The 21,977-nt window shown below is 72.4% G+C and carries 19 protein-coding genes; 12 read left to right on the forward strand and 7 right to left on the reverse strand.

Going from position 1 to position 21,977, the window contains the following annotated elements; genetic code table 11:
* Together ACZ470_RS07120 and ACZ470_RS07125 are read right to left on the reverse strand one after the other, a co-directional pair.
* On the reverse strand, positions 1–1,287 hold the full coding sequence (locus ACZ470_RS07120) for a phosphatase PAP2 family protein (protein WP_468425126.1): 1,287 nt from the start codon (positions 1,285–1,287) through the stop codon (positions 1–3).
* Between the two features lie 182 nt (positions 1,288–1,469).
* On the reverse strand, positions 1,470–2,375 hold the full coding sequence (locus ACZ470_RS07125) for a LysR family transcriptional regulator (protein ID WP_468425128.1): 906 nt from the start codon (positions 2,373–2,375) through the stop codon (positions 1,470–1,472).
* A 92-nt stretch (positions 2,376–2,467) separates the two neighbouring features.
* Here ACZ470_RS07125 and ACZ470_RS07130 point away from each other — a divergent pair, with 92 nt between their 5' ends.
* Positions 2,468–3,298 carry an oxidoreductase gene (locus ACZ470_RS07130; protein ID WP_468425130.1) on the forward strand — a complete coding sequence of 277 codons (831 nt, stop codon included), beginning with the start codon at positions 2,468–2,470 and terminating at the stop codon, positions 3,296–3,298.
* Between the two features lie 25 nt (positions 3,299–3,323).
* Here ACZ470_RS07130 and ACZ470_RS07135 read toward each other — a convergent pair whose 3' ends face one another.
* A complete protein-coding gene (locus ACZ470_RS07135) occupies positions 3,324–4,286 on the reverse strand; it encodes a zinc-dependent alcohol dehydrogenase family protein (protein WP_468425132.1) in 963 nt (320 codons plus the stop codon).
* 122 nt (positions 4,287–4,408) lie between these two features.
* On the opposite strand from ACZ470_RS07135, the gene ACZ470_RS07140 reads away from it, so the two are divergent.
* The 10 genes from ACZ470_RS07140 (at position 4,409) to ACZ470_RS07185 (ending at position 15,486) form a co-directional block, all read left to right on the forward strand.
* On the forward strand, positions 4,409–5,038 hold the full coding sequence (locus tag ACZ470_RS07140; protein ID WP_468425134.1) for a TetR/AcrR family transcriptional regulator: 630 nt from the start codon (positions 4,409–4,411) through the stop codon (positions 5,036–5,038).
* 264 nt (positions 5,039–5,302) lie between these two features.
* Positions 5,303–6,883, forward strand: coding sequence for a S8 family peptidase (locus ACZ470_RS07145; RefSeq protein WP_468425136.1), 1,581 nt, complete (start codon positions 5,303–5,305; stop codon positions 6,881–6,883).
* Between the two features lie 92 nt (positions 6,884–6,975).
* Entirely contained in the window at positions 6,976–8,190 is a 1,215-nt protein-coding gene (locus ACZ470_RS07150; protein ID WP_468425138.1) for a DUF4190 domain-containing protein, read from the forward strand.
* Positions 8,191–8,337: 147 nt separating this feature from the next.
* Positions 8,338–9,090: a GntR family transcriptional regulator gene (locus tag ACZ470_RS07155; RefSeq protein WP_468425140.1), complete on the forward strand. Its 753-nt coding sequence runs from the start codon at positions 8,338–8,340 to the stop codon at positions 9,088–9,090.
* A gap of 398 nt (positions 9,091–9,488) precedes the next feature.
* The gene (locus tag ACZ470_RS07160; protein ID WP_073932281.1) at positions 9,489–9,677 is read left to right on the forward strand and encodes an SPOR domain-containing protein; all 189 of its coding nucleotides are present in this window, start codon (positions 9,489–9,491) and stop codon (positions 9,675–9,677) included.
* A gap of 56 nt (positions 9,678–9,733) precedes the next feature.
* Positions 9,734–10,147 carry a (deoxy)nucleoside triphosphate pyrophosphohydrolase gene (locus ACZ470_RS07165; RefSeq protein WP_468425142.1) on the forward strand — a complete coding sequence of 138 codons (414 nt, stop codon included), beginning with the start codon at positions 9,734–9,736 and terminating at the stop codon, positions 10,145–10,147.
* Positions 10,148–10,290: 143 nt separating this feature from the next.
* Positions 10,291–10,719, forward strand: coding sequence for an ATP-binding protein (locus ACZ470_RS07170; RefSeq protein WP_468425144.1), 429 nt, complete (start codon positions 10,291–10,293; stop codon positions 10,717–10,719).
* Between the two features lie 266 nt (positions 10,720–10,985).
* A complete protein-coding gene (locus tag ACZ470_RS07175; RefSeq protein ID WP_468425146.1) occupies positions 10,986–13,601 on the forward strand; it encodes a SpoIIE family protein phosphatase in 2,616 nt (871 codons plus the stop codon).
* 43 nt (positions 13,602–13,644) lie between these two features.
* Entirely contained in the window at positions 13,645–14,205 is a 561-nt protein-coding gene (locus ACZ470_RS07180; RefSeq protein WP_468425148.1) for a GNAT family N-acetyltransferase, read from the forward strand.
* Positions 14,206–14,295: 90 nt separating this feature from the next.
* Positions 14,296–15,486 carry a glycoside hydrolase family 18 protein gene (locus tag ACZ470_RS07185; protein ID WP_468425149.1) on the forward strand — a complete coding sequence of 397 codons (1,191 nt, stop codon included), beginning with the start codon at positions 14,296–14,298 and terminating at the stop codon, positions 15,484–15,486.
* On the opposite strand, the gene ACZ470_RS07190 is transcribed toward ACZ470_RS07185, so the two are convergent.
* From ACZ470_RS07190 to ACZ470_RS07205, 4 genes are read right to left on the reverse strand one after another with little or no spacing between them, the layout of a single operon-like run.
* Positions 15,473–16,237 (reverse strand): succinate dehydrogenase/fumarate reductase iron-sulfur subunit, encoded by a 765-nt coding sequence (locus ACZ470_RS07190; RefSeq protein WP_468425150.1) that lies wholly within the window; start codon positions 16,235–16,237, stop codon positions 15,473–15,475. The genes ACZ470_RS07185 and ACZ470_RS07190 overlap by 14 nt on opposite strands.
* On the reverse strand, positions 16,234–18,168 hold the full coding sequence (locus ACZ470_RS07195) for a fumarate reductase/succinate dehydrogenase flavoprotein subunit (protein WP_468425151.1): 1,935 nt from the start codon (positions 18,166–18,168) through the stop codon (positions 16,234–16,236). Before ACZ470_RS07195 ends, ACZ470_RS07190 begins: the two co-directional genes overlap by 4 nt.
* Positions 18,169–18,183: 15 nt before the next feature.
* Positions 18,184–19,020, reverse strand: coding sequence for a hypothetical protein (locus ACZ470_RS07200; protein WP_468425152.1), 837 nt, complete (start codon positions 19,018–19,020; stop codon positions 18,184–18,186).
* Between the two features lie 45 nt (positions 19,021–19,065).
* Positions 19,066–19,359, reverse strand: a complete 294-nt coding sequence (locus ACZ470_RS07205) for a hypothetical protein (RefSeq protein ID WP_468425154.1) — start codon at positions 19,357–19,359, stop codon at positions 19,066–19,068.
* Positions 19,360–19,649: 290 nt separating this feature from the next.
* Here ACZ470_RS07205 and ACZ470_RS07210 point away from each other — a divergent pair, with 290 nt between their 5' ends.
* On the forward strand, positions 19,650–21,872 hold the full coding sequence (locus ACZ470_RS07210) for an ABC transporter family substrate-binding protein (RefSeq protein WP_468425156.1): 2,223 nt from the start codon (positions 19,650–19,652) through the stop codon (positions 21,870–21,872).
* Positions 21,873–21,977 lie beyond the last annotated feature (105 nt).

Below are 21,977 nucleotides of genomic sequence, written 5' to 3' on the forward strand. Positions count from 1 at the left end.
TCAGACGAGTTCGGGCCGCGGCTCCGGGGGCTGTGGTTCCAGTCGCTGTGCCGGCGCGGGCGCCGTCTCCCACAGGGTGGTGGTCCGCACATAGCCGTAGATCACCGAGGCCATCGCCAGGAGGATCAGGGGACCGAACGCCCACGCGTGCCGGGCCATCTCCTGCGGCAGCCAGCGGTACGACACCAGGAGCGCGGCGAAGACCGTCGAGCCGTAGGCGACCAGCCAGGTCGCCGACCGGTCCCAGCCGCGCGCGAGCGAGCGCATCGCCGCCTCGATCGTGAGCGCGAAAACCACGCCGGCGACGAGGTCGGCGCCGTAGTGGTAGCCGAAGCCCAGCGTCGCCGACAGGGTGCCGACCAGCCAGAACGTGCCCGCCCATCGCATCGCCCGCGAGCCCTTGCGGGTGTGGATGAACAGCGTGGTGGCCCACGCCGTGTGCAGGCTCGGCATGCAGTTGCGGGGAGTGATCTCGTCGAACGGGATCGGGTGCGGGGTGCCGATCGTCGGCAGCGTGTCCGGCCACAGCTGGCCCACCGCCCACTGGCCGCCGTCGGCGCCGTACGCGTAGACGGGTCCGACGACCGGGAAGATCATGTAGAAGGCGGGACCGAGCAGCCCGATGACCAGGAACGTGCGCACCAGGTGGTGCCCCGGGAAGCGACGTTCGACCGCCACACGGCGCAGCTGGTACAGCCCGACGAGCGCCGCCGCCAGCGGAAGCTGGCCGTAGACCACGTGGAGCACGAAGGGGCCGATCGGCTCGGTGGCCTCGAGGAGCCGGCCGGCCAGCCACGACGGGTCGCCCAGCGCCCGGTCGGCGGTCGCCACATACGGGTCGAGCACGGACGGGCGGGTCTTCGACGTGATGAGCAGCCAGGTGTCACCGGTCTTGTGTCCGGCCACCAGCAGCAGGCCCAGCCCCGTGCCCTTCAGCAGCAGCAGTCGCTCCGCCCCGGTACGGCGGGTGACGCCTACGACCGCGATGCCCAGAACCGCCCACAGGGCGCCGTTGCCGAAGTTCATGTCGGCGCCGACCGCCCACCGCACCAGCCAGAAGACGACGTCGACACCGATCGCGGCACCCACCGCGACGAGCCGCTGCCGCCAGGTGAGCACCACCAGCGCCAGGGCGAGGCCGGCGTACAGCAGCGGGCCCGAGTGAGGGGCGAAGATCGCCTCTCGTGCCTGGTTGGTGATCGGCCCCGGGTGGCCGTAGCGGCGTGCGGCGCATTCCAGCGCTATGAGGAATCCGAGGGTCGCGACGGCCGCCGCGACCCACAGCATCGCTCGCGGCTGAAGGGTGCGCGAGGGTATTCGGCTTGGTGTGGTTTTCAAGTTTCTGGTCTATGTGCTCGGTGGTGGACGGAGGGGTCTGGTGTGGTGCGGCAGGACACGAACTTTCGGTGAAGGTCGGGTAATCAGACAGATCATCTGAGTTCGCACATGCTAGCGGCACCCTGGGAGTTCTACGCGAGTCCCCGGACGCAGGCCCGCGCGTACCCCCGGATCAGAGGGCGGTCGCCCTCCTCCTCGCGCCAGGCCAGCACGTAACGGCTCGGGCCGAGACCGCGGACCGGGCGGGTGACGACGCCGCCCAGGGTGATCAAGGGGGCGTTGCCGGCGGCGACGAAGCAGATGCCGAGGCCCGCCACCAGCGCCTCGTACGTCTCCTCCGTGCCGGCGATCTCCGCGCCGACGCGGGGCGGGCCGCCGGGGCGTTCGTCGAGGGCGAGCCAGTGGTCGCGCAGGACGCCCGCGCTCGGGGGCAGGGCCAGGAACGGCTCGTCGGCGAGGTCCGCGAGGGTGAGGTCCGTGCGGGCGGCCAGGGGATGGGTCTCCGGGAGGGCGACCAGGCGCGGCTCCTCGGCGACCACCGTCCAGTCGTAGCGGCCGGCGTCGGGCAGCGGCAGCCAGACGAACGCCACGTCCGCGTCGCCGTCCGCGAGGCCCGCCGTCGGGTCCTCCCAGCCGACCTGCCGCAGCCGCACCACGGCGTCGGGGTGCGCGGCGGTGAAACGGGAGCGGATCGCGGGGAGCAGCCCGCCGCGGCCGGGGCTGGTGCTCATGCCCACGACCAGCGTGCTGCGCTGGGCCGCCCGCGCCCGCTCCACCGCCGTGGCGCCCTCCGCCCATACGGCCAGCACCCGACGGGCGTGCGGCAGCAGTGCCGTACCGGCGGCCGTGAGCGCCACGCCCTGCCGGTCGCGCCGGAACAGCTCGACGCCCAGCTGCCGTTCCAGCGCCCGAATCTGCTTGCTCAGCGCGGGCTGCGAGACGTAGAGGCGCTCGGCCGCACGGGTGAAGTGCAGTTCCTCCGCCACGGCCAGGAAATAGCGCAGATCCCGCAGGTGAACGTCCGTCTTCATAACCATCGGTTGTCAGCGTATGTCTTGGACGCCCAACCCGCTGTCACGGCAAGGTTGTTGACGTAACCGATGGGCAGCAGGGGCCAGAAGGAGCCGAGATGAACAAGGTGTGGCTGATCACGGGTGCGAGCAGCGGATTCGGCCGGGCGATCGCCGAGGCCGCCCTCGCCGACGGCGATGTGGTGATCGGCGCGGCCCGCCGGCCCGAGGCGCTGGAAGACCTGGTCGCCGCGCACCCGGACCAGGTGGAGGCGCTGCGCCTGGACGTCGCGGACATCGAGGGCGCCGAGGCCCTGGTGCGGGACGTGGTGGCGCGGCACGGACGGATCGACGTCCTGGTCAACAACGCGGGGCGGACCCATGTCGGGGCCTTCGAGGAGACCTCCGACCAGGAGCTGCGCGAGTTGTTCGACGTGCACGTCCTCGGTCCCGCCGCGCTGGTGAGGGCGGCGCTGCCGGGCATGCGGGAGCGGCGCTCGGGGGCGATCGTGCAGATGAGCAGCATGGGCGGGCAGATGTCCTTCGCCGGCTTCGCGGCGTACAGCGGTACCAAGTTCGCGCTGGAGGGCATGTCGGAGGCGCTCGCGGACGAGGTGCGGGAGTACGGCATCCAGGTGCTGATCGTGGAGCCGGGGTCCTTCCGGACCGGCCTGTTCGAGACGAGCAGGGCCGGGGCCAGCCGGGACAGCGGTCTCTACCCGAAGGTCGGCGAGACCCGCTCCGCCGTGGCCGGCGGCGACGGCACCCAGCCCGGTGACCCCGCCAAGGCGGCGGCCCTCATCCTGGCCGCCCTCGACGCGGAGGACGCGCCCCTGCGGCTGCCGCTGGGCGACGACGGTGTCGGGGCGGTCCTCGGCCATCTCGACCAGGTCCGCGAGGACGTCCTGGCCTGGGAGAAGCGCACCCGCGCCACGGCCTTCGAGGACTGACGACCGCCGGGGACGCCCCCGGGGCCTACGGGGTCAGGACGATCCTGCCGAATACCTCGCCGGCGTCCATCTTCCGGTGGGCCAGGACGGCTTGCTCCAGGGGCAGCACCTCGTGCACCACCGCGCGCAGTTCGCCGCGGCCCACGGCGGCGAACTGCTCGGCCGTCACCGCCCGTCGGTCCTCCTCGTCCACGGTGTCGGCGCTGAACGTGGCGAACGTCAGCGACTTCCGGAACGCCGCCATCATGCGCGTGCCGAAGTCGTCCGGCGGCGGTCCTCCGACGATGCCGACGGCCACCAGGCGGCCGTTCGGGGCGAGCCGGTCGAAGAACGACGGCATGTCCGCACCGGCGACGATGTCGATGACGACGTCGTACGCCTCGGGCGCGTCCTCGCCCGCCCCGCCGGAGCGGTCCAGTACGTGTGTCGCGCCCAGTTCGCGCAGGCGCTCACCGCGCTCGGCCGAGGAGGTCGTGACCGCCACCGCGGAGGCACCGCCACGAGCCGCGAGCTGGACCGTCATGACGCCGATGCCGCCGGCCGCGCCGCGCACCAGGACCGACTCGCCGGGGGCGAAGCGGGCGTGGGCGAGGGCGAAGTGAGCCACCGCTCCGGAGGTCCCGAGGGTCACCGCGTCCGCCACCGACAGGTGCGCGGGGAGGGGGAGGACCTCCTCGACGCGGGCGGCCACGTGTTCCACATAGCCGCCGCCGAGGCCGGTGAACGTCCATACGCGGCGGCCGATCCACGATGTGTCGACGCCGCGGCCGACCGCCGTGACGGTCCCCGCCACCTCACTGCCGGGGACATGGCCCTCCGTCAGGCCGTGGGCGGCGACGGTCCCCCGGCGGACCACGGCGTCGACCCCGCCGACGCCGATCGCCTCGGTGGTGATCAGCACCTGCCCGTCGGCGGGCACCGGGTCCGGCAGGTCGGTCACGGTCAGCCCTTCCGGGCCACCGAACGTCCGGATCGCGACTGCTTTCAAGATCGGCTCCTGGTCGTGGGAAAACGGAAGCGAGGGGAGTTGAGGGCGGGCGGGGACGAAGCCCGGCCCGACGTCTTCGGACGCTAACGGACGGCCCCGTCCACTTGGCTAAAGTGAGAGAGGTGACCGAGTCTTTGCCTCACCCGCTGCGCTCCGACGCCCTGGACAACCGTGAGCGCGTCCTCGAAGCGGCCCGCGCCCTGTTCGCCACCGAGGGCCTGGACGTTCCGATGCGCGAGATCGCCCGGCGCGCCGGGGTGGGCCCCGCCACCCTCTACCGCCGCTTCCCGACCAAGCGGACGCTGGTCGCCGAGGCGTACGCCGAAGAGGTGCGGGCGTGCCACGCCATCGTCGAGGAGGGGCTCGCCGATCCGGACGCGTGGCGGGGCTTCCGCGGCGTGCTCGAGAAGACCTGTGACCTGCACATCCACAGCCTGGGGTTCACCGAGGCCTTCATGGCGGCCTACCCCGACGCGATGGACTTCGCCGCGGACCGTGCGCGGATGCTCGGCGCGGTCGCCGAACTGGCCCGTCGCGCCCAGCGGACCGGCGAGCTGCGCCCCGACTTCGTCCCGGACGACCTGGTCCTGGTGCTCACCGCCCACCGGGGCGTCCACGCCATGTCGGCGGCCACCCGGCAGGCCGCCTCCCGGCGCTTCGCCGCCCTCATGATCCAGTCCTTCCAGACCTCGCCCACCCGCGCGCCCCTGCCCCCGGCACCCCGACGACCGGCACCGCCCCGGACCGCATGACCGGGCGGCGCCCCACCGGCGACGGAGGCGCGGCGGCGACTGTTTCGGCCGCATGACGCGGCCATGACGTTCATGCAGGCCCTCTTGTGGAATTCCTGTGGAACCCTCAATCTTTCGGCTGGCGCACGTACTCGGCCGCTGACATTTGACATGATCCTGTCAGTGGCTCGTTCTGCACGCTCCACGCGCCACAGCGCCACACGTGCGTCGCCAAGCACCAGACCCCCACAGCACACGCACCACCGACCGAGGAGGAACCCTCAGATGGCAGTGATGCGTCACCCCCGGCGAAGACTGGCCACTCTCGGCGCCGCGACCACCGCGGCCCTCGTCGCGAGCCTCGTCTCCGCTCTCCCCGCCGGCGCGGCCCCGGCCGCTCCCGAAGGCCGCGTCCAGTACGCGGGCGCCGCGGACGCCGTCGCCGGAAGCTACATCGTGACCCTGAAGGCGGACGAGGCCCGGTCCGGCTCCGCCGAGGGTCGCGCCCTGGCGAAGAAGTACGGCGCCGAGATCGAGCGGACCTACACCAAGGCCCTGAACGGCTACGAGGTCGACGCCTCCGAGACCGAGGCGAAACGCCTCGCCGCCGACCCGGCCGTCGCCTCCGTGGTGCAGAACCGCACCTTCCACGTCACCGGCACCCAGCCCAGCCCGCCCTCCTGGGGCCTGGACCGGATCGACCAGCGGAACCTCCCGCTGAACAACTCGTACACCTACCCGGACTCCGCCGGGGAGGGCGTGACCGCGTACGTCATCGACACCGGCGTCCGCATCAGCCACAGCGACTTCGGCGGCCGTGCCTCCAACGGCTACGACGCCGTCGACAACGACAACACCGCCCAGGACGGCCACGGCCACGGCACCCACGTCGCCGGCACGGTCGCGGGCAGCTCCTACGGCGTGGCGAAGAAGGCGAAGGTCGTCGGCGTCCGCGTGCTGAACAACTCCGGCTCCGGCACCACCGCCCAGGTCGTCGCGGGCATCGACTGGGTGGCGCGGAACGCGGTCAAGCCGGCCGTCGCCAACATGTCCCTCGGCGGCAGCGCCGACAGCGCGATCGACACGGCCGTCCGCAACGCCATCGCCACCGGCGTCACCTTCGTCGTCGCGGCCGGCAACGAGTCCACCAACGCCTCCACCAAGTCCCCGGCCAGGGTGACGGAGGCGATCACCGTGGGCGCCACCACGTCCGGCGACGCACGCGCCAGCTACTCCAACTACGGCTCCGTTCTGGACCTGTTCGCGCCCGGCTCCTCCATCACCTCCGCCTGGCGCACCAGCGACACGGCCACCAACACCATCTCGGGTACGTCCATGGCGAGCCCGCACGTCGCCGGCGCGGCCGCCCTCCACCTGGCCGACAACCCCTCGGCCACGCCCGCCCAGGTCTCCTCCGCGCTGACCTCCGCCGCCACCACCGGCGTCGTCGGCAGCCCGGGCACCGGATCGCCCAACCGCCTGCTGTACGTCGGTGACGGGGGCACCACCCCGCCGCCCACCGGCGACCGCTTCGAGAACACCGCCGACTACACCGTCGCCGACAACTCCACCGTCGAGTCCCCGGTGACCGTCTCCGGTGTCTCCGGCAACGCGCCCTCGAACCTGGCCGTCGAGGTCGACATCACCCACACCTACATCGGTGACCTCCAGGTCCAGCTGATCGCCCCCGACGGCACGGCGTACACGCTGAAGTCGTACGGCACCGGCGGCAGCGCGGACAACATCAGCACCACGTACACGGTCGACGCCTCCTCGGAGGCGGCGAACGGCACGTGGAAGCTGCGGGTCAGCGACAACGCGCGGTACGACACCGGGCGGCTGAACGGCTGGGCGCTTCAGTTCTAGCCCCCGGGACGCCCTGAAGGACGCGAGCGCCCTCGTCCCCGGGGAGGTCCCCCGGGGACGAAGGCCGCCGTCCCGCGCCTACGATGCGGCTCGTGTCCATACCTCCGCCCTACGGGCCCCCGCACGCTCCGGACCCGCAGGGACCCCAGGGCCCTCCGGTCCAGTACCCCGCTCCGGGGGCCCACGGCCCCTACCCGCCACCGCAGTTGCCCCACGGGGGCCGACCGGGCCTCGCGCCGTACGGGCTCTACGGCCCCTACGGTCCCCGGCCCCCGGCCGCCGTGAACGGTGTCGCCGTCGCCGCCCTGGTGTGCGGTCTGCTCTGCTTCCTGCCCGCCGTCGGTCTCGTCCTGGGGCTGGTGGCGCTGCGGCAGATCAAGCGGCGCGGGGAGCGGGGGCGGGGGATGGCGATCGCCGGAACCGTGCTGTCGTCGGCCGGGCTCGCGCTGTGGGTGGTGGCGCTGGCCACCGGTGTCGCGGCCGACGTCTGGGAGGGCGTCAAGGACGGGGCGCGCGGCAGCACGGTGCTCGCCCTGGACAAGGGCGACTGCTTCAACTCGCCCGGCGGACTGGAGGGCTGGACCGCCGACGCCGACCGGGTGCCCTGCGCGGGGGAGCACGACGGTGAGGTCTTCGCCGTCGTCACCCTCCCCGACGGCCGCTACCCGGGCGACGCACGCCTCACCGACACCGCCGACGAGCGCTGCTACGACCTCCAGGACGCCTACGCCATGGACACCTGGGCGCTGCCCGGCCACGTGGACGTCTACTACCTCATCCCGTCCCGGGCGAGCTGGCGCTACGGCGACCGGGAGATCACCTGCGTCTTCGGCAACCGGGACGGGCGGGCCACCCTCACCGGGTCGCTGCGCCGGGACGGGACGACGCTCGACGCCCACCAGCTGGCCTATCTGAAGGCCGAGGGCGTCCTCGACGCGGCGCTGGAGCAGGCCCCCGAGTCGGAGTACCCGGAGGACGACCTGCCGGGTCACAGGAGCTGGGCGGCGAAGGTCGCGGACGCCCTCGCCGAGGAGACCCGGCTGCTGCGCGATCACGAGTGGCCGGCCGGTGCGGAAGGCCCGGTGGGGGACCTCGCCGCCGAGCTGGAGAAGGCGCGGGCGGAGTGGGCGAAGGCCGCCGAGGCCGACAGCGCGGACACCTACATCGAGCACGCCGACGCCGGCTGGGACGTGACGGATCCTCACATCTCGGTCACCGCACGCGACGCCCTCGGACTGGCGTCCACCCCGCCCACGAGCGACGAGGAGGCGGAGCGCGACACCGAAGACGGCGACATGAAGGTGTGACGGCCGCCATAGCGGGGAGAAAGTGCCTGCGCAAAGCCCTCGGCCGGCAGATGTCATCACATCGAGTGATTCTCTGGCCTTTACTTGCCTGGCAGAACCTACGGTTGCCACGCTGTTGCTGTCTGTACAACCTGATGGGAGCGGCCCGTGACATTCGGTGAGCAGCCGGCGTACCTGCGTGTCGCGGGTGATCTCCGCAAGAAGATCGTCGACGGCCGGCTGCCGCCGCACACACGGCTCCCCTCCCAGGCGAGGATCCGCGAGGAGTACGGCGTCTCGGACACGGTCGCGCTGGAGGCGCGCAAGGTGCTCATGGCGGAGGGGCTCGTCGAGGGCCGCTCCGGCTCGGGGACGTATGTGCGGGAGCGGCCGGTGCCCCGGCGGGTCGCCCGCTCCGGGTTCCGTCCGGAGCGCGGGGCCACGCCCTTCCGCCAGGAGCAGGCCGACGCGGGCGTCCGGGGCACCTGGGAGTCCAGCAGCGAGCAGGCCGAGGCCTGCGCCGCCGTCGCCGAGCGGCTCGGGATCGAGCCCGGCGACCGCGTGATGCGCACCAAGTACCTGTTCCGGGAGGCCGGTGAGCCGATGATGCTCTCCACCTCCTGGGAGCCGCTCGCCCTCACCGGCCGGACCCCGGTGATGCTGCCCGAGGAGGGGCCGCTCGGCGGCATGGGCGTCGTCGAGCGCATGCGCGCCATCGACGTGATCGTGGACAACGTCACCGAGGAGGTCGGCGCCCGCCCCGGCCTCGCCGAGGAACTGGTCCTGCTGGGCGGCGTCCCCGGGCATGTCGTCCTGGTCATCCAGCGCACCTACTTCGCCTCGGGCCGCCCGGTGGAGACCGCCGACGTGGTCATCCCCGCCGACCGCTACCGGGCCGCCTACCACCTCCCGGTGAAGTAGCGAACCCGGCCGTGCCGGGGCGGGGTCTCCCGTCCCGGCGCTTCCTCGCGCTCCCCTCGGTGGAGCCGCCGCGCGCCCTCACACGCCCCCGATCCGTGCCCACTCCGGCCTGCCGCGCGTGCCCCGGCCGTCCCGGCGTGGTGCCAATCTGGCCGTTTTCGCAGGTCGCCCCCGGAGCGTGACGTATCGGGCGCCATGCCGCTGACCGGACGAGTCGGCGTTCCCGCACGGCGCATCCGCCCCCGTGCGCCCCCTGCGTTCTGGCTGGTTGCGTGCCTCTTTGTGAAAAGGCGTATTCGCTCAGTGAAGGTAAGGCGTAGGCTCGGGCATATGCGGACTGGGGTTTCCTTATCGGGCGGGGCGCGGCGCCGGCCGCGGACGGGAAGTGGAGGGGAGCGATGAACGACGGCACGGTGACTCTTCCCTGGCTCGTCGTGCGTCAGGACGACAACGGCAACCGCTACCGCGTGGGCAGATACGCGACCCGCGCCGAGGCCGAGCGGATCGCGGACAGCCTCGACGGGCGCGGACACAAACAGCTCTACTGGGTCGAGCGGATCAGCCAGAACGGCACGTCCGCCGACTGACCCGGACCGGCCGGCGGCCCCCTGTCCGGCCTCCCGCCTCACGTAGGCTCCGGCGCATGAGCGAGCGGATCGTGGTGGTCGGTGCGGCCCTGTGGCACGAGGGACGGCTGCTCGCCGCCCGTCGGAGCGCACCCGCCGACCTGGCAGGGCGCTGGGAGCTGCCCGGCGGCAAGGTCGAACCGGGAGAGGCCCCGGACGCGGCCGTCGTGCGGGAGCTGCGCGAGGAACTCGGCGTCGACGCCGAGGCAGGAGAGCGCGTCCCGGGGGAGTGGCCGCTGCGGACCCCGTACGTCCTGCGGGTGTGGACCGCGCGCCTGCGCCCCGGCTCCCCCGCACCCCGCCCGCTCGAGGACCACGACGAGCTGCGCTGGCTCACCCCCGACCGCGTCTGGGACGTCGACTGGCTCGACCAGGACGTCCCCGCCGTCCGCGACACCCTCACCCACCTCGGTCTTCAGGAGGGCGTGTGAAGCGTGACTCCGGCGTGTGGGGGCGGAGGTGACGATGCGTGGGCGCCTTCCCGCGCCGCTTGTGCCACGATGCGCCGTCGAGCGCGGTACGCCGTCCGGGATATCGGGTATGTGCCCATTAACCCCATGAAACCGGACATGAGGTGGTTTCCCTCGGCCGGGAAGTGATCCATGTGATCGACACCGACGGCGACCGCGCCGCGTGGACCTTCTCCGCGGACCCGGGAGCCGTGCGCGCCGCCCGTACCGCCGTCCGCGACCAACTGACCCTCTGGGACCTCGACAGCCTCGGCGACCTCGCGGCCCTGCTGGTCAGTGAACTGGTCACCAACGCCCTGCGGCACGCCACCGGCCCCATCGGCGTACGCGTCAGACGCCCCGCCGACCTGGGAGACGTCCTGCTCGTGGAGGTGTCCGACCCGCTCCCCGACCCCCCGCACGAACGCGCCGCCCGGCCCGAGGACGAGGGCGGGCGCGGGCTTCAGCTCCTGGCCTCCGCCTCCCGCCGCTGGGGCACCCGGCCCGGCGCCTCCGGGAAGACCGTGTGGTTCGAACTCGTGGTGCCGAGATGAGCCCTCGCACGCCCGTTCACGGTGTACGCGCCCCCCGCTTCCGTCGAGTGACCGGTTCGCTGCCGTGGAGGTTGTCGAAGAGGGGGGTTCGACGACGTGTCCGCTGGTTAGAAGACTGGAAGTGTTCTCACGGCGCGGACCGAAAAGCATCGGGACCGTGCTGTGATCGTGAACACCGTGTTGTGCGGCGCCGTAGTGCTGGATACTGCGGGCAGCCGCCCCCGGTGACCGGTGCCGGACGCGGTGAGCTGGAGGGGACGGTTCGCGTGAGCGAGATACCAGCGAAGGCCACGGAGTCCGAGGACTCGTCGGGCGGCGCGAGGCGAGGGGCCGCGGACGGCCTCGCATCCGGCGATGCCTCGTCCGGTGACGCGATGTGGCAGAGCAGTCCGCCCGGCTCCATCTACGACTACATCAAGGTCGCGTCCTTCTCCATCGGCCCCGACGGGCTGGTCGACCAGTGGAGCCTGCGCGCCGAGCAGATCTTCGGCATCCCCGCCGACCGCGCCCTGGGCATGGACCCCATCGAGGCGTTCCTCGACCCGGTCCGGCGGGAGCGGGGCCAGCGCAAGATGGCCGAGATCCTCGACGGCCGGGAGTGGACCGGAGTGGTGCCCTTCCGGCTGCCCGCCGGCTTCGTGGCGGACGAGCGCGACCGGGACGGCCTCGCCGAGGTCTACGTCATGCCGACCCGCACCGAGGAGGGCGAGAAGGCCGCCGTCTGCATCGTCGTCGACGTCCGCACCCTGCGCAGGATCGAGACCGACCTCGCCGCCTCGCAGGCCATATTCGGCCAATCCCCGTTCGGCTTCCTGCTGATCGACCCCGACCTGCGGGTACGCCGCGCCAACCAGCGGTTCGCGTCCATTTTCGGCGGCACGCCCGACGACCACCGCGGCAGGGGCGTGCACGACTATCTCCCGCGCGGCGAGGCCGAGCGGGTCGCCGCGACCCTGCGCCGGGTGCTGGAGACCGGCGACTCCATCACGGACATGCACGTCACGGGCTTCGTGCCCGGCTCCGACGAGCGCCGCCACTGGTCCGTCAACCTCTACCGCGTGCACAGCGGCAGCGGCCGTCCCATCGGCATCGCCTGGCTCGGAACCGACATCACCGCCCGCCGCGCGGCCGCCCGCGAGGCGGCCGCCGCACGGCGCAATCTCGCCCTCCTCAACGAGGCGGGCGCCCGGATCGGCAACTCCCTCGACCTGGAGACCACCGCCCGGGAGCTCCTGGACGTCGTCGTCCCGGGCTTCTGCGACCTGGCCACCGTCGACCTGTACCAGGGGCTGCTGGCCGGCGACGAGACCCCGCCGGGCCTCGCCGACGGCAGCGCCGAGGTGCGCAGGGTCGCGTTCGCCAGCGCCGTGTCGGACGGGCCGTTCAGCGGCACCGGGGAGCCGGTGAAGCTCGGCGCCCTCCACCACTACCCGTTCAACTCGCCCTGCGCCGACGCCCTGCGCACCGCCCGGCCGCAGAAGGTGCCGGGCGAGGACGGCGGACTGGTGCAGTCCACGCTCGCCGTGCCGATGGTCGCCCACGACACGGTGGTGGGCCTCGTGCAGTTCGCCCGCACCAAGGGCAGCGAGCCGTTCGGCGACCGCGACCGCGAACTCGCCGTGGAGCTGGCCGCGCGGGCCGCCGTCTGCATCGACAACGCCCGCCTGTACCGGCGCGAGCACGAACGCGCGTTGATACTCCAGCGGTCCCTGCTGCCGCCCGGCGACCCGGAGGCCTCCGGTCTCGACATCGCCTGCCGCTACCTGCCCGGCAACGTGGCCACCGGCCGGCCCAGCGAGGTCGGCGGCGACTGGTTCGACGTCATCGAACTGCCCGGCCACCGCACCGCGCTGGTCGTTGGCGACGTCATGGGGCGCGGACTGCGCGCGGCCGTCGCCATGGGCGAACTGCGCACCGCCGTACGGACCCTGGCCCAGCTGGACCTGGAACCCGCCGAGGTGCTCTCCCAGTTGGACGAGATCGCCCGGGGTCTCGGCGCCCCCGGGGGTGTCCAGCAGGCGACCCGGGCCGCCCGCCGCCCCCGCGAGGCCGACCTCTCCGAGGTCTACCTGGCGACCTGCGTCTACGCCGTCTACGACTCGGTGACCAGGCGCTGCACCTTCGCCAACGCGGGCCATCTGCCGCCCGTCCTGGTCGAACCCGGCGAGCCGGCGCTGATGCTGGACGTCCCGCCCGGCATGCCGCTCGGCGTCGGCGGCGAACCCTTCGAGGAGGTGGAGGTCGAACTGCCCGAGGGCGCCCTGCTCGCGCTCTACACGGACGGACTGGTCGAAAGCCGCGACCACCCCCTCGACGAGGGCCTCCAGGCCTTCGTGACCGCCCTGAGGGACCCCTCCGCCCCCCTGGAGGACGTCTGCGACCACGTCCTGAACACCCTCGACACCCACCACGGCGAGGACGACATCGCCCTGCTGATGGCCCGCGTCCAGGGACTGCCCGCCGAGTCCGTCGGCGACTGGACCCTGCCCCGCGAGCCCCGCAGCGTGGGCCGCGCCCGCGAGTACGCCCGCGCCCAGCTGCTCGGCTGGGACCTGGAGCCCCTGGTCGACACCACGGAGCTCCTGGTCAGCGAGCTGGTCACCAACGCCCTGCGCTACGGCGAGGGCGAGATCAGACTCCGTCTCCTCCTCGACCGCACCCTGGTCTGCGAGGTCTGGGACTCGGGCCTGGTCCAGCCGCGCCGCCGGCGCGCCCGCGACACCGACGAGGGCGGCCGCGGCCTCCAGCTGGTCGGCCTGCTCAGCGCGGCATGGGGCTCACGCCGTACCCCGAGGGGCAAGACGGTCTGGTTCGAACTCCCCCTGCCCGGCACCGACACCGCCCTCACCGACCCGGCGGAGGCCCTGCTGAGCCTGTTCTGACAGCCCGTCGGGCAGTCCGTCGGGGTGGCCGTAGGCTCACGTCATGCACACCACCCCGACCGCCCCGGCGCACCTGACGGCCGGCACCCTCGGCCTGCGGCCCTGGGCTCCGGAGGACGCGGCCGTCCTGGCCGAGCTGTACCGGGACGAGGCGATGCGCCGCTGGGCGAGCGCGCCCGTGCACGACGAGCCGAGCGCCGCGCGCTGGGTGGCCGAGCAGCGGCGCGGCTGGGAAACAGGCGCACGCCTCGCGTTCGCCGTGCGGGAGACGGAGGCGTCCGACTCCCGGCCGGTGGGCCATGTCGTCCTCAAACGCTCGGCCGTGGACCGCGCCTCGGCCGAGGTCGGCTACTGGACGGCGGCCCACGCGCGGGGCCGGGGAGTGGCCCCGCGAGCCCTGACCGCCCTGGCCGACTGGGCCTTCACCACCTTCGCCCACGAGGGCCTGACCCGCCTGGACCTGCTGCACCAGGTCGACAACACGGCCTCCTGCCGGGTCGCCGAGAAGAGCGGCTTCGCGCTGTCCGGCCTGCTTCGGGCCGCCCCGCCGGCCTTCCCCCTCGACGGCCACCGGCACATACGGCAGGCGCCCGTCCCCGGATGATCGCAACCGGAACACCTGTTCCCATCGTCCTCCTGCTCAACATCGACAACGCGGCCGCCTCCCGGGGGCCGACAGGCGAAGGGGGCCGGCGTGGACCGCGCAGAGCCGCAGGACCCGGAGACCACGGCGGACGCCCCGTCCCCGGAACCGACGCCCGCCACCGCACCGGAGACCGCCGACGCGGACGGTGGGGCCGCCCCCTCGGAACCGGCCGACGGCGCCCCTGCCACTGCCCCCGGCGGGCAGGCCGGCAAGCGCCGCAGACCCTGGGTCCGCTGGGTCGGACGCACCGCCCTCGCGCTCACCCTCCTGTTCCTCGTCCCGCTCCTCGCCGTCGAGACCGCCCTGCGGATCAACTACATGGGTGATCCGGCGGACGGCACGTACACCCGCGACCGGGACGCCATGTGGCTGGGGCACGCCTGGGTCGACGGGCGGAAGAAGGACGCCGACGTCACCGCCCTCGCCCGTCGCCTCGAGGACACCGGGATCCGCGACCTCTACGTCCACTCCGGTCCGCTGGAGCACGACGGGACCCTGCCGAAGTCGGCCTACCCGAGGGCCCGCTGGCTGATCGACGCCGTGCACCGGGAGCTGCCCGGCGTCCGTGTTCAGGCGTTCCTCGGCGACGTCCTCGCCACCGAGGGCCCCGACGGCATGCGCCTCGAACGGGCAGCCACCCGGGCCGCCGTCGTCCGCAGCGCCGGTCAGGTCCTGGACGCGGGCTACGACGGCGTCCACCTCGACCTGGAGCCACTGCACTCCGGCGACCGCGACTACCTCTCCCTCCTGGACGACCTGCGCGACGTCACCCGTGCCCGGGACGCGCGACTGTCCGTGGCCGCCCACCAGATCGACCCGCTCCCGGCCCTGCACACCGTGGCAGGCTTCTTCGCCGACCACCCCAAGTGGTGGTCGCAGGAGTTCTTCGGCCAGGTCGCCCGGCGCGTCGACCAGATCGCCGTGATGTCGTACGACACCGCCCGGCCCCTGGAGAGCACCTACGGCGGCTACGTGGCCCAGCAGACCTCCCTCGCCCTGGAGGTCACCCCGCCCACCACGCACCTGCTGATGGGGCTGCCCTTCTACTACGAGAGCAACTTCAGCCACTGGGGCCACGCCGAGACCGTCGCCGCCGCCGTCCGAGGCGTCCGCCTCGGTCTCTCCCGGACGGACGCCGACCGGGAACTCTTCGGTGTCGCGCCCTACATCGACTTCGCGGCGACGGAGACGAATTGGAAGGAGTACCGGGAGGGCTGGCTGCGTCCTAACGCCTCCTGATCTTCGAACCCAGCCACACCAACGGGTCGTACTTCCGGTCCACGGCCCGTTCCTTCAACGGGATCAGCGCGTTGTCGGTGATCTTGATGCCCTCGGGGCAGACCTCCGTGCAGCACTTGGTGATGTTGCAGTAGCCGAGGCCGTGGTCGTCCTGGGCCGTGCGCTTGCGGTCCAGGCCGGACTCCTCGGCCGCGTCCAGCGGGTGCATGTCGAGCTCCGCGACCCGCATCAGGAAGCGCGGCCCGGCGAACGCAGGCTTGTTCTCCTCGTGGTCGCGGACCACATGGCAGGTGTCCTGGCACAGGAAGCACTCGATGCACTTGCGGAACTCCTGCGACCGGTCCACGTCCTCCTGCATCATCCGGTACTCGCCCGGACCGACCCCCTCCGGCGGCACGAAGGACGGAACCTCACGGGCCTTGGTGTAGTTGAAGCCGACGTCCGTCACCAGGTCCCGGATCACCGGGAAGGCCCGCAGCGGGGTCACGGTGATCGTCTCGTCCCGCCGGAACACCGACATACGGGTCATGCACATCAGCCGGGGACGCCCGTTGATCTCCGCCGAGCAGGAACCGCACTTGCCTGCCTTGCAGTTCCAGCGCACGGCGAGATCGGGTGCCTGGGTGGCCTGGAGCCGGTGGATGATGTCGAGGACCACCTCGCCGTCGTTCACCTCGACCGCGAAGTCCTCCAGGCCGCCACCCTCGACGTCCCCCCGCCACACCTTGAAGCGGGCCTCGTAGCTGCTCACTCGTAGAGCTCCTCTTCGGCGAGGTACTTGACCAGCTCCTCCTTCTCGAAGAGGGCGAGCAGGTCGGGGCGGATGGGTTCGGTGGTCTCCCGGGTGAGGGCGATCTGGCCGCGCACCGTGTCGGTGCCCGCGAGTCCGCCCGACGGGTCGGTGAGCGAGCACAGCAGATTGACGTTGCGCCAGGTGCGTTCCATCGCCGCGTGGTCCTCACGGGTGTGGCCGCCGCGCGACTCGGTGCGCTCCAGCGCCGCCCGGGCGACGCACTCGCTGACCAGCAGCATGTTCCTGAGGTCGAGGGCGAGGTGCCAGCCCGGGTTGAACTGCCGGTGCCCCTCGACCCCGGCCCGGCGGGCCCGCACCCGCAGTTCGGCGAGCTTCTCCAGAGCCTGCTTCATCTCGTGGTCGCGCCGGATGATGCCGACCAGGTCGTTCATCGTCTGCTGGAGCTCCTGGTGCAGCGTGTACGGGTTCTCCGGCGGCCCTTCCGCGGGTTCCTCGCCCTCCGCGGAGAACGGGCGCAGGGCCTCCGCGGCGGCCGTGTCGACCTGCGCGTCGTCCACCCGGGGCCGCGCGGCCCCCGCCCCGCTCGCGTACTCGGCCGCGTGCCAGCCGGCCCGGCGCCCGAACACCAGCAGGTCGGAGAGCGAGTTGCCGCCGAGCCGGTTGGAGCCGTGCATCCCGCCGGCCACCTCACCGGCCGCGAACAGCCCCGGCACCCCCCGGGCCGCCGCCGAGTCGGAGTCGACGGCGATGCCGCCCATCACGTAGTGACAGGTCGGCCCGACCTCCATCGCCTCGGCGGTGATGTCGACGTCCGCCAGCTCCTTGAACTGGTGGTACATCGACGGCAGCCGACGTTTGATCACCTCGGCCGGCATCCGCGTGGACACGTCCAGGAAGACCCCGCCGTGCGGGGAGCCCCGGCCCGCCTTCACCTCGGCGTTGATCGCGCGGGCCACCTCGTCGCGGGGGAGCAGCTCGGGCGGGCGGCGGTTGTGGTCCGGGTCGTCGTACCAGCGGTCGCCCTCCTCCTCGGACTCCGCGTACTTCTCCTTGAAGACGTCCGGGATGTAGTCGAACATGAACCGCTTGCCCTCGGAGTTGCGCAGCACCCCGCCGTCCCCGCGCACCGACTCGGTGACGAGGATGCCCTTCACCGACGGCGGCCAGACCATCCCGGTCGGGTGGAACTGCACGAACTCCATGTTCAGCAGCGGCGCCCCGGCCAGCAGCGCCAGCGCGTGACCGTCGCCGGTGTACTCCCACGAGTTCGACGTCACCTTGAACGACTTGCCGATGCCGCCGGTCGCGATCACCACGGCGGGCGCCTCCAGCACGAAGAAGCGCCCGGACTCCCGCTCGTAGCCGAAGACCCCGCTCACCTGCTCGCCGTCCTTCAGCACGCGGGTGACCGTGCACTCCTGGAAGACCTTCAGCCGGGACTCGTAGTCCCCGGTCTCCTTGAAGTCCTCCTGCTGGAGCGCGACGATCTTCTGCTGGAGGGTGCGGATCAGCTCGAGACCTGTGCGGTCGCCGACATGGGCGAGGCGCGGGTACTCGTGGCCGCCGAAGTTGCGCTGCGAGATCCGGCCGTCCTTCGTACGGTCGAACAGCGCGCCCCAGGTCTCCAGCTCCCACACCCGCTGGGGCGCCTCCTGGGCGTGCAGCTCGGCCATCCGCCACTGGTTGAGGAACTTCCCGCCGCGCATGGTGTCGCGGAAGTGGACCTGCCAGTTGTCCCCGGGGTTGGCGTTGCCCATCGCAGCCGCGATGCCGCCCTCGGCCATCACGGTGTGCGCCTTGCCGAACAGCGACTTGCAGATCACCGCCGTACGGGCGCCCCGCTCGCGCGCCTCGATGGCGGCGCGCAGACCCGCGCCGCCGGCGCCGACCACGACGACGTCCCACTCCTGTCGGTCGACCACGGACATAGGTAAGGCCCCCAGCTAGAAGAAGCGCGGATCGTCGAAGACACCGGACGCGACGAGGTAGACGTAGAAGTCGGCGAGCGCCACGCTCAGCAGCGACGCCCAGGCGAGCTGCATGTGCCGGGCGTTCAGCCGGCCCACCCACTGCCACATCCGGTAGCGCACCGGATGTCTGGAGAAGTGCTTCAGCTTCCCGCCGACGATGTGCCGGCAGGAGTGGCAGGAAATGGTGTACGCCCAGATCAGCGCGATGTTGACCAGGAAGACCAGCGTGCCGAGGCCCATGTGACCCCAGGCGTAGTGCTCGTCGCGGAAGGCCAGCACGGTGTCGTAGGTCAGGATGCCGGCGACCAGGATGGCCGCGTAGAAGAAGTACCGGTGGATGTTCTGGAGGATCAGCGGGAAGCGGGTCTCCCCGGTGTACTTGGCGTGCGGTTCGGCCACCGCGCAGGCCGGCGGGGACGCCCAGAAGCCCCGGTAGTAGGCCTTGCGGTAGTAGTAGCAGGTCAGCCGGAAGCCGAGCGGGAAGATCAGGATGATGATCGCCGGTGAGATGCCCCACCAGCTCCCGAACAGCTCCCAGTTGGGCCCCCCCTTCATCGGTTCGCAGTTCTCCGCGAGGCACGGCGAGTAGAACGGCGAGACGTACGGCGCCGCGTAGTAGTCGGCGTTCGCGAAGGCCCGCCAGGTCGAGTAGACGATGAAGGCGAGCAGTCCGGCCGCGGTGGCGGCCGGGGCCAGCCACCAGCGGTCGGTCCGCAGGTGCGGGGCGGCGATCGCGGCGCGCGTACCGGTTCTCACACCGCCGCTTCGGGGATGGGGTTCGGTGGCAGGGGGTTCCGTGCCAGTGGCCACTTGTCCACTCCGGTAGGGGTCAGGGGGCGCCGCGATCGGCGGGGGTCAGGGAGCGTGACGGTCGCGGGCGCCGAGACCCTCGTCGTCCGTGTCCACCCACAGCGAGGGGTCGTACGGCGTGTCGGAGATGGTCACGAGATCGGGCCGCTTCTGCGGGGCCGTGGTGGTGCCGGCCGTCTCCCGCAGCAGGGCGACGCTCTCGCGCAGGTGATTGGTGTCGGCGCGGACGCGGCGCATCTCCAGGCCGCCGCTGCCCATCTGCTTCTCCAGGCGCCCCACCGACCGGATCAGGTCGTCGAGACAGCGCTGGACTGATGTCAGTTCGTCGTGCACGGACATGACTTGCCCTCACTTCCACGGGTCCTTCAGGCCCAAGGCGGCAACGTTCATGCGCCTGCGAGTGTTGCGCGTCACACCTTGCGCTGTGAAGGGATGTGCATCGATTGGCCGAGGCGTACGGGTGCACTGTGCGGTGCGTTGCGCCGCACGGGTGGCCTTGCCGCCCGTGGTCGCCGTGTCGCCCTGAGTTGCCGAACCCTTTCCTCTTCAGTGGGCCGCATACATCGGATGAGCTCCAAATACCACCAAAAGTGATCGTAACGCTCCCGGCTTTCCGGAGGTAACCAGAGATGTCCCACGACGGCGTCGGCCCGCGCGCGGCTCTGCGCTCGGTCGCCCTCCTCACCGCGGGCGTCCTCGCGGTGCCCGCGCTGGCCGGCTGCGGCTCCGACGACGACCCCGCCGGGAAGCCCCTCGCCGGACCGGACATCGCACGCGCCGACCGGGCCCGGATCGCCGACGGGGGCACCCTGCGCTGGGCCGTGGACACCGTCCCGGACACCCTGAACACCTTCCAGTCGGACGCCGACGCCACCACCACCCGGATCGCCCAGGCCGTCCTCCCGTCGATGTTCCGGACGGACAGCCGGGGGCGGCCGGTGCGCAACCCCGACTATCTGGAGTCCGCCGAGGTCGTCGACACCGAGCCGAAACAGGTCGTCCTCTACAAGCTCAACCAGCAGGCCGTCTGGAGCGACGGCCGGGAGATCGGCGCCGCCGACTTCGCCGCCCAGTGGCGCGCCCTGTCCGGCAAGGACACCGCCTACTGGACCGCCCGCAACGCCGGCTACGACCGCATCGAGAAGATCGAGCGCGGCAAGGGGAACCTGGAGGTCAAGGTCACCTTCAGCCGTTCCTACGCCGACTGGAGATCGCTGTTCACCCCGCTGTACCCCAAGGAGGTCACGGGCACCCCGGACGCCTTCAACGACGGGGCCCGCAGGAAGCTGAAGGTCACCGCCGGGCCCTTCACGGTGCAGAAGGTCGACACCGAGGAGGACGAGGTCACCCTCGCCCGCGACGCGCGCTGGTGGGGCGAACCGGCGAAGCTCTCGAAGATCGTGCTGCGGTCCGTGCCCCGCGACAAGCGGATCTCCGCGCTCAGTGCCGGCACCGTCGATCTGGCCGAGATCGATCCCGCCGCCGCCCGCCGGGTCACCGCCGCCGCGCTGCCGCGGAGTGAGAGCAGCCCTCTCATGGGGCCCGGCGCCGACCGGTCCGCCGCGGACGACCTGCGCTCCTGGGCGGTCGCCAACGGCTCCGACGAGGAGGCCGCCGACGAGGAGATCTCCGCCCGCAAGAAGCTGCGCAGGAAGATGGCGAAATACGCCCGCCAGCAGAAGGCCCTCGCCGGCTTCGAGGTGCGCAAGTCACTGGAGCCCGCCTACACCCAGCTCGCCCTCAACGGCGCCGACGGCCCCCTCACCGACGAGCGGGTCCGCCGTGCCGTGGCCCGCGCACTGGACCGCGACGAGATCGCCCGGGCGGTCCTGAAGCCGCTCGGCCTGCCCGCCGAGCCCGTCGGCAGCCACCTCGCGCTGTCCGGCCAGGCCGCCTACGCCGACAGCAGCGGCGCCCTGGGCGAGCAGGACGCCAAGGAGGCCCGGGCACTGCTCGCGGACGCCGGCTGGGTGCCGGGCGGGCCGGTCGAGAAGAAGACGGAGAAGGACGAGGAGGAGCAGGCGGCCGGCTCGGAGAGCGAGAAGGACGACGACTCCGAGGACGGCACCGACTCCGAGGGCGGCGACGACGGCACGTACATCGTCGGCGAGGACGACGAGCAGACCGAGGGGAACGGGGACGGCGGCGACGACAACAAGGCCCCGCAGGACTCCGGCACCGGCACCCGGCAGGGCGGCGCCCCCGGCGCCTACGCCCCCCGGGGCACCGCCGCCCCGGCCCGTTCCGGGACCGCGCCCGTCGCCAAGGACGGCAAGGCGCTCACCCTCCGCTTCGTCCTGCCCTCGGGCCCCGGCTCGGACACGCTGCACACCGTGGCCGACCGGATCTCGAAGATGCTGGAGCGGATCGGGATCGGCACGGAGATCTCCAAGGTCGACGACGTCAGCTACTTCAAGGACCACATCGCCTCCGGCGAGTACGACCTCGCCCTGTACTCCTGGCCCGCGACCGCCTACCCCGCCACCGACGCCCGCCCCGTCTACGCGAAGCCCGTCCCGGCCGCCGACGGCTCCCTGAACGTGGAGCAGAACTACACCCGCGTCGGCACCGACCAGGTCGACCAGCTCTTCGACCAGGCCGTCACCACGCTCGACGACTCCGAGCGCGGCGCCCTGATCCGCAAGGCCGACTCCCGCATCTGGGCGGCGGCCGGCTCCATCCCCCTCTACCAGCGCCCCCAGCTCACCGCCGCCCGCAAGAACCTGGCCAACGCCGGCGCGTTCGGTTTCCGTACGCCGGTGTACGAGGACATGGGCTTCCTGAAGAAGTCCGCACAGGGCCCGACGGGCACGCCGGGCGTGAAGAGCGCCGAGGCCTCGCCCGGGGACTGACGCGCACATACGGAAGCGGGGGGGGGGGGGGGGGGGGGGGGGGGGGGGGGGGGGGGGGGGGGGGGGGGGGGGGGGGGGGGGGGGGGGGGGGGGGGGGGGGGGGGG

Source organism: Streptomyces sp. NPDC031111 (genome assembly GCF_055570675.1).